General features: G+C 72.5%; 7 protein-coding genes and 1 pseudogene. 3 read left to right on the forward strand and 5 right to left on the reverse strand.

Annotated features, from left to right (window positions below):
* On the forward strand, nt 1-909 hold a 909-nt coding region (locus HYE82_RS32395), incomplete at its 5' end, for a zinc metalloprotease (RefSeq protein ID WP_179177783.1).
* 122 nt (nt 910-1031) lie between these two features.
* Here the strand turns inward: HYE82_RS32395 and HYE82_RS32400 are convergent.
* Nucleotides 1032-1601 (reverse strand): dienelactone hydrolase family protein, encoded by a 570-nt coding sequence (locus tag HYE82_RS32400; RefSeq protein WP_179177784.1) that lies wholly within the window; start codon nt 1599-1601, stop codon nt 1032-1034.
* Nucleotides 1602-1652: 51 nt separating this feature from the next.
* Here HYE82_RS32400 and HYE82_RS32405 point away from each other — a divergent pair, with 51 nt between their 5' ends.
* Nucleotides 1653-2786 carry a mechanosensitive ion channel family protein gene (locus HYE82_RS32405; protein WP_256987972.1) on the forward strand — a complete coding sequence of 378 codons (1134 nt, stop codon included), beginning with the start codon at nt 1653-1655 and terminating at the stop codon, nt 2784-2786.
* A gap of 65 nt (nt 2787-2851) precedes the next feature.
* Nucleotides 2852-3177: pseudogene (locus HYE82_RS38635) on the forward strand (IS200/IS605 family accessory protein TnpB-related protein); the annotation flags it as partial.
* 229 nt (nt 3178-3406) lie between these two features.
* Here HYE82_RS38635 and HYE82_RS32410 read toward each other — a convergent pair.
* The 4 genes from HYE82_RS32410 to HYE82_RS32425 form a co-directional block, all read right to left on the reverse strand.
* Nucleotides 3407-3883: a GNAT family N-acetyltransferase gene (locus HYE82_RS32410; RefSeq protein WP_179177786.1), complete on the reverse strand. Its 477-nt coding sequence runs from the start codon at nt 3881-3883 to the stop codon at nt 3407-3409.
* Nucleotides 3880-4821: an RluA family pseudouridine synthase gene (locus HYE82_RS32415; RefSeq protein ID WP_179177787.1), complete on the reverse strand. Its 942-nt coding sequence runs from the start codon at nt 4819-4821 to the stop codon at nt 3880-3882. The genes HYE82_RS32410 and HYE82_RS32415 overlap by 4 nt, the downstream gene beginning before the upstream one ends.
* Before the next feature lie 52 nt (nt 4822-4873).
* Nucleotides 4874-5434 (reverse strand): signal peptidase II, encoded by a 561-nt coding sequence (gene lspA / locus HYE82_RS32420; RefSeq protein WP_179177788.1) that lies wholly within the window; start codon nt 5432-5434, stop codon nt 4874-4876.
* Between the two features lie 112 nt (nt 5435-5546).
* Nucleotides 5547-6563: a TraR/DksA family transcriptional regulator gene (locus tag HYE82_RS32425; protein ID WP_179177789.1), complete on the reverse strand. Its 1017-nt coding sequence runs from the start codon at nt 6561-6563 to the stop codon at nt 5547-5549.
* Nucleotides 6564-6782: the final 219 nt, after the last annotated feature.

Genomic DNA, 6782 nt, shown 5'->3' on the forward strand with positions numbered 1-6782 from the left:
CCCTTCTCCGCCCCCACCACCCTGGCCGCCGCCGCGCCCACCGGCGCCGAGCAGTGCGCCGAGGAAGCCTCCGGTGCCGCGGCGGACGCGCGCGTCGCCCGCCCGCAGGACAAGCACGCCGCCGAGCCCAACGAGGTGACGGAGGCCCAGGTCAAGGCCATGGACGCCGACCTGGCGAAGAAGCTCGCCCAGCTCGGCCCGCAGCGCCAGATGCGCGCCGCCGAGGCGACCACGGCGACGACCATCCCGGTGTACTTCCACGTCATCCACAACGGCACCCAGGGCAAGCTGTCCGCCACGGACATCAACAACCAGCTCGCCGTCCTCAACTCCGCCTACAGCGGCCAGGGCACCGGCAACGTCAACTCCGGCTACCAGTTCCAGCTGGTCTCCACCGACTACACCGACAACGCCTCCTGGTACGGCGTGTCCCACGGCTCCCAGGCCGAGAAGGACATGAAGAACGCCCTGCGCAAGGGCGGCTCCGACGCGCTGAACGTCTACACGGCCGAGCTCGGCGGCGGCCTGCTCGGCTGGGCGACCTTCCCGAGCTCCTACGCCTCCCAGCCGAAGATGGACGGCGTGGTCCTGCTCAACTCCTCGCTGCCGGGCGGCTCCTCCGCCAACTACAACGAGGGTGACACCGCCACGCACGAGGTCGGCCACTGGATGGGCCTGTACCACACCTTCCAGGGCGGCTGCAATGGAAGCGGTGACTCCGTCGCCGACACCCCGGCCGAGAAGAGCGCCGCGTACGAGTGCCCGACCGGCCGCGACAGCTGTGCCAGCAAGGCCGGCGCCGACCCGATCCACAACTTCATGGACTACACGTACGACTCGTGCATGTACCAGTTCACCGCCGGCCAGGTGGCCCGCATGCAGAGCATGTGGAGCGCCTACCGCGGCTGACCTGCCTGACCGGGCCTGGGCCTGACCGGGCCTGACCCGGGCCGGGCGCGGCTGACGCACGAGGGGCAGGGCACGTCATGTGCCCTGCCCCTCGTGGCGTGTTCCGGCTCCTGCCGCCGCGGCTAAAGGCTGTCGAGGAAGGCCAGCGACGCCTTCCAGGTCTGCTCCGCGGCCTCCGCGTCGTAGTCGTCGAGGTCCGGGTCGGTGAACAGGTGCCCGGCCCCCGGGTAGCGGTGGATCTCGACGTCCGCGCCCGCCCGCCGCATCCGCAGGTACCAGGCCGTCAGCCAGTCGTGCGGCTCGAACGGGTCCGGATCGGCGATGTGCAGCTGCACCGGCAGGTCGTCGACCGCGGCGTCCTCCTCCAGGTCGGCCGTGCCGTGCAGGAGCAGCAGCCCGCGCGCCTTCTCGTCGGCCAGCGCCAGGTGCTGGGCGAGGGAGCCGCCGAAGGAGAAGCCCGCGTACACGAGCCCCTGGTCGGAATGGGGGGCGGCGGCCAGCACCGCACGCCGGAGCAGCTCGTCCCGGCCGGTCTCGTCCCGGTACGCCATGCCCTCCTCGACGGTCTCGAAGGCACGCCCCTCGAAGAGATCGGGCACCTGGACCTGGTGCCCGGCCGCGCGCAGCCGGTCGGCCGCCGCGTGCACCGCGGGCCGCAGCCCGTACGCCGAATGGAAAAGCACGATGTTCATGCACACCATCGTGCCAGTTTCCGCACGCCCGCTGCGGTTAGGTTCACGTCCATGGACACGGACACCGTTCTGCGCCCGGCCCTGGCCGTCGGCGGCGTGCTGGCCGTCACCCTCGTCGCCGGCTGGCTGCTGGACCTGCTGCTGCGCCGCGCCGACGCCCGCCACGGGGAGACCCCGCTGTGGGGGCTGCTGCGCCGCTGCCGCACCCCGTTCCGGCTCACCCTCGCCACCGCCCTGCTGTACGGCTCCCACCGCGAGGCCCGGATCCTGCCCGCGCACACCACGGCCGTGGGCCGCGCCCTCACCCTCGTACTGATCGGCTCGGCGGCCTGGCTGCTGGTGCGCATCGCGACGGCGGTCGTGGACTCCGCGTACGCCCGGTACGCCGAACGGACCCCGGACGAGGCACGGGTGCGCCGGGTCCGCACCCAGATCACCCTGATCCAGCGGGTGGTCACGGCGGCGGTCGCGGTGATCGCGGTCGCGGCCATGCTGCTGACCTTCCCGGCGATGCGGACGGTCGGCGCCTCCCTGCTGGCCTCGGCGGGCATCATCGGCATCGTCGCCGGCATCGCCGCCCAGTCCACGCTCGGCAACCTCTTCGCCGGCCTGCAGATCGCCTTCGGCGACACGGTGCGCATCGGCGACACCGTCGTCGTGGAAAGGGAGTGGGGCACCGTCGAGGAGATCACCCTCACCTTCCTGGTGGTCCGCACCTGGGACGAGCGGCGGATCACCATGCCTGTGTCGTATTTCACGAGCAAGCCGTACGAGAACTGGTCGCGCGGCGGCGCCGAGATGACCGGCACCGTCTTCTGGCACCTCGACCACAGCGCCCCGCTGGAGCCGATGCGCGAACAGCTCCGGCAGATCCTGAAGGAGGTGCCGGAATGGGACGGCCGGACGGGCAGCCTCGCCGTGACGGACACCACACCGCACACGATCCAGGTCCGTGCGGTGGTCACCGCCAAGGACGCCTCCGACGTCTGGACCGTCCGCTGCGCGGTCCGCGAGCAGATGATCGCCTGGCTGGCGGACCGACATCCCTACGCCCTCCCCCGCATCGCCACCGCCCCGGCCGCACCCGCACCGGGCCCCGCCGGAAACACCGGAGATACCGGGGCCGACGGTGACGCCGGCGCTCCGGGCCCAGCGGACGGCCGCGGGCCGGCCGGATCCGGCTGAGCGGACGCCGGATGCCGGCTACGGGGTGGGGGACTGCTGGCGAGTGACTGCGCATGGGCGTGTTCTGGCGCAAGCCCCTCACCAGCAAGACACGCAAGATGTCCCGTCACGATGCCGCGCGCATCGCGATCGGGCGACGCGCCTCGGGCACCCGGTCCGGCGACGGACGGCACCGCCCCGTGACGACCAGAGCGATCGTCACGGGCATCGGACCGTCCAGGCCGGACCGGGCACCCCGGAGCGTGAGGAAACCCGCCCCCGCTTCCCCGGACCACGGACACGATCCGTGCAGCCGGACGCGGAGAGAACGCGGGCGACCAGGACACCCAAAACCGTTCGGGATGTCCGCGGTGCACAGGAACGAGTCCAAGACTCACTCCTGCTCACTGACGAGGAACGGTGGAACAGCTCGCCCTGCTCTTTCGTGCTGCTGCTCGGCGCGGTCGTCACCGTGCCGCTCGGGGACCGGCTCGGACTTCCCGCGGCCGTCCTGATGACACCCCGCCCACCCTGCCGCATGTGACGGGGTTCACCCCGCAGGGGCGCGGGGAACTGCGCGACCGGCCCCCACGGACGCGCGGACGGGCGCCGGCCCGTGGCGCGGCACTTCCCGCGGAGCGCTACGGCAGGGTGCGGCGCATCGAGCGGTGCGGGATGCCCGCCTCCTCGAACTCGGGCCCGTAGGCCTCGTATCCGAGCCGCTCGTAGAAGCGGAGGGCGTGCGTCTGCGCCCCCAGGACGACCGTGCGGAGCCCGAGCTCCGCCGCCTCCGCCTCGATCGCCCGGACCAGCGCGGCCCCGACGCCGAGCCCGCGGGCGGCGGCCGTCACCGCGAGCCGGCCGAGCGCACCGGCCTGCAGGCCGCCGGTCTTGCCGATGACGGCCCGCCCGTGGAGCAGCCGGCCGGTGCCGAGCGGGCTTCCGTCCGGCGCCACGGCCAGCACGTGGACCGCGTCGGCGTCGTACGCGTCGTACTCGATCGACTCGGGCACGGACTGCTCGACGACGAACACCTCGGTCCGCACGGCGAAGCAGGCCTTCAGGTCCTCCGGCGAGACGGCCCGCCGGACGGTGAAGGCCGTGCGCTCCCCGCTCATTCGCTCTCGGCGCGGATGACGTCCAGCGCGTGCTGGAGGTCATCGGGGTACTTGCTCTCGAACTCCACCCACTGCCCGTCCGCCGGGTGCTCGAAGCCGAGGCGCACCGCGTGCAGCCACTGGCGGGTCAGCTTCAGGCGCTTGGCGATGGTCGGGTCGGCGCCGTAGGTGAGGTCGCCGACGCACGGGTGCCGGTGGGCGGACATGTGGACGCGGATCTGGTGCGTGCGGCCCGTCTCCAGCTTGATGTCCAGCAGCGAGGCGGCGCGGAAGGCCTCGATCAGGTCGTAGTGGGTGACCGACGGCTTGCCGTCCTGGATCACGGCCCACTTGTAGTCCGCGCTGGGGTGCCGGCCGATGGGCGCGTCGATGGTGCCGCTCATCGGGTCCGGGTGGCCCTGGACGAGCGCGTGGTAGCGCTTGTCCACGACGCGCTCGCGGAACTGGTTCTTCAGCGAGGTGTAGGCGCGCTCCGACTTGGCGACGGCCATCAGGCCGGACGTGCCGACGTCGAGGCGGTGCACGATGCCCTGGCGCTCGGCGGCGCCGGAGGTGGAGATCCGGTAGCCGGCGGCGGCGAGGCCGCCGATGACGGTGGTGCCGGTCCAGCCGGGGCTCGGGTGGGCGGCGACACCGACGGGCTTCATGATGACCACGATGTCGTCGTCGTCGTGGACGATCTCCATGCCGGGCACCGGCTCGGCGACGACCTCCACCGCGCGCGGCGGGGCGGGCATCTCCACTTCGAGCCAGGCGCCGCCGTGCACGCGCTCGGACTTCCCGGCGACGCTGCCGTCGACCGAGACCTTCCCCGCGGCGGCGAGCTCGGCGGCCTTGGTCCGGGAAAACCCGAACATGCGGGAGATGGCGGCGTCGACGCGCTCGCCTTCGAGGCCGTCGGGAACGGGCAGGGTGCGGATCTCGGGAATCGTGCTCACCCGTCGAGTATGCCGGACGCCGCGCGGAGCCGGGTCCGGCCGCCGGCGGCCCTCAGTCCTTGTGGACCGTGCCGTCCGGGTCCAGGCCCTTGAAGGACAGCAGCACGATCAGGATGCCGCCGCACACGATGGCGGTGTCGGCGAGGTTGAACACGGCGAAGTGCGCGGGCGCGATGAAATCGACCACGGCACCGCGGAACACGCCCGGCGAGCGGAAGATCCGGTCGGTCAGGTTGCCCAGCGCGCCGCCGAGCAGCAGGCCCAGCGCGATCGCCCAGGGCAGGCTGTACAGCTTGCGGGCGAGGCGGACGATCACGACGATCACGGTGGCCGCGATCAGGGTGAAGATGATCGTGAAGGCCTCGCCGAAGCCGAAGGCCGCTCCGGGGTTGCGGATCGCCTCGAACTTCAGCAGGTCGCCGATGATCCGGATCGGCGGCTGGTGCTCCAGCTTCGCCACGACGACCATCTTGCTGCCGAGGTCCACCAGGTACGCGAGGATCGCCACCACCAGCAGTGCCGCGATCCGCCGACGCCCCTTGGGTGCCGCGGGCTCGGGCTGGGCTTCGTCCCCGACCTCCGGCGTACCGATGATGCGCTCCGCCTCTGCCACGTGAGTCCCTCGAACTAGCGCGAACCGGGTTGCGATGACACAGCCCTGTCAGGTTCCTGGACCCTGACCAGACACGAGGGTACGTCAGGGTCCCCCGGCCGCGCCGCCCGGCCTAGTGCCGCCGCTCCTGCTTCTGCTTGCAGTCGACGCAGAGCGTGGCCCGGGGGAAGGCCTGCATGCGGGCCTTGCCGATGGGCTGTCCGCAGCTCTCGCAGAGCCCGTACGTGCCCGCGTCCAGCCGGTCCAGGGCCCGCTCGGTCTGCTCCAGCATCTCGCGGGCGTTGGCCGCCAGGGCCATCTCGGACTCGCGGGTGATGTTCTTGGTCCCCGTGTCGGCCTGGTCGTCGCCCGCGCCGTCGCCGGAGTCCCGCATCAGGCCGGTGATCGCCTCCTCGGAGGCCAGCAGCTCGTCGCGCAGGCGCTCCGCCTCGGTCTGCAGCCCGGTCCGCGCCTCGGTGACCTCCTCCTGGGTCCACGGATCCTCGCCGGGCCGTACGGCGAGCTCGCCGGGGACGGCAGGGGCCCCGGTGGCCCTCGCCTTCGGCAGCCCGCTGGTGGCGGCCTCAGCCGTCTTCCTGGCCGTGCCGGTGCTCTTCCTGGCAACCACTTCCCGGGCTCCCGTCTGTTGCGCGGCCTGTGCCGCCCCCTCGGCCGCGGCCGGCTCGGCCGTGGCCTTCCTCGCGGTCGTCGCGGTCGTCTTCGCGGTCTTCTTCGCGACCGCCGCGGACTGCCGGGCGGTGGCCCTGCCCGCGGTGCTCTTCCCGGCGGCGGTCTTCGCGGCCGTGGCCTTCACAGCGGTGGTTTCTGCGGTCGTCCTTGCGGTGGTCTCGGCAGTGGTCCTGGTCTTCGGGGCGGCCCTGGCGGCCCCTTTCGCGGCCGGCTTCGCCCCCGCCGCCGCCTTCGCGGTCGTCTTCACCGCGGGCGTCCTCCCCGCCGCGGTCTTCGCGGCCGCCGTCCTCACGGCGGTCTTCACCGGCGCCTTGCCGGCCGCCTTCGCGGTCGCCCCGTCGGCCTTCCTCACCGTGGCCGGCTTCCGGGCCGAAGCCGCGCCCTTGGCCGCCGAGGCCTGTGCGGCGGCCTTTCCGACAGCCTTGTCGGGAGTACTCCCGGCGGTCTTTTTCGCCACCATGGCCGCGGCCCCTTCACATACTGTGACCTTGCTCGCGAATCGTGCCGGAACGATAAATCGCCTCCCGTCGCTCGGCAACGGGGCACGCGTCCGCCCCGGTCAACCTGCATCCGTTGTGCCCAGCCCACGGCCGGGTAATCCGCCCCCCGGCATGCCGCTGTGCCCCCGCCCCGGTATCGGACCGTTCGGGTCACGCCGCCGCCCCTGTCTCTTATACAC

Origin of the sequence: Streptomyces sp. BR123, from assembly GCF_013401435.1 — a bacterium.
GTDB lineage: Bacteria > Actinomycetota > Actinomycetes > Streptomycetales > Streptomycetaceae > Streptomyces.

Coding starts and splice junctions, on each gene's coding strand:
- HYE82_RS32410 (WP_179177786.1), bottom strand. CDS start 3,883: ATGAGCGGGGAGCGCACGGCCTTCACCGTCCGGCGGGCCGTCTCGCCG.
- HYE82_RS32405 (WP_256987972.1), top strand. CDS start 1,653: ATGGACACGGACACCGTTCTGCGCCCGGCCCTGGCCGTCGGCGGCGTG.
- HYE82_RS32425 (WP_179177789.1), bottom strand. CDS start 6,563: ATGGTGGCGAAAAAGACCGCCGGGAGTACTCCCGACAAGGCTGTCGGA.
- HYE82_RS32400 (WP_179177784.1), bottom strand. CDS start 1,601: ATGAACATCGTGCTTTTCCATTCGGCGTACGGGCTGCGGCCCGCGGTG.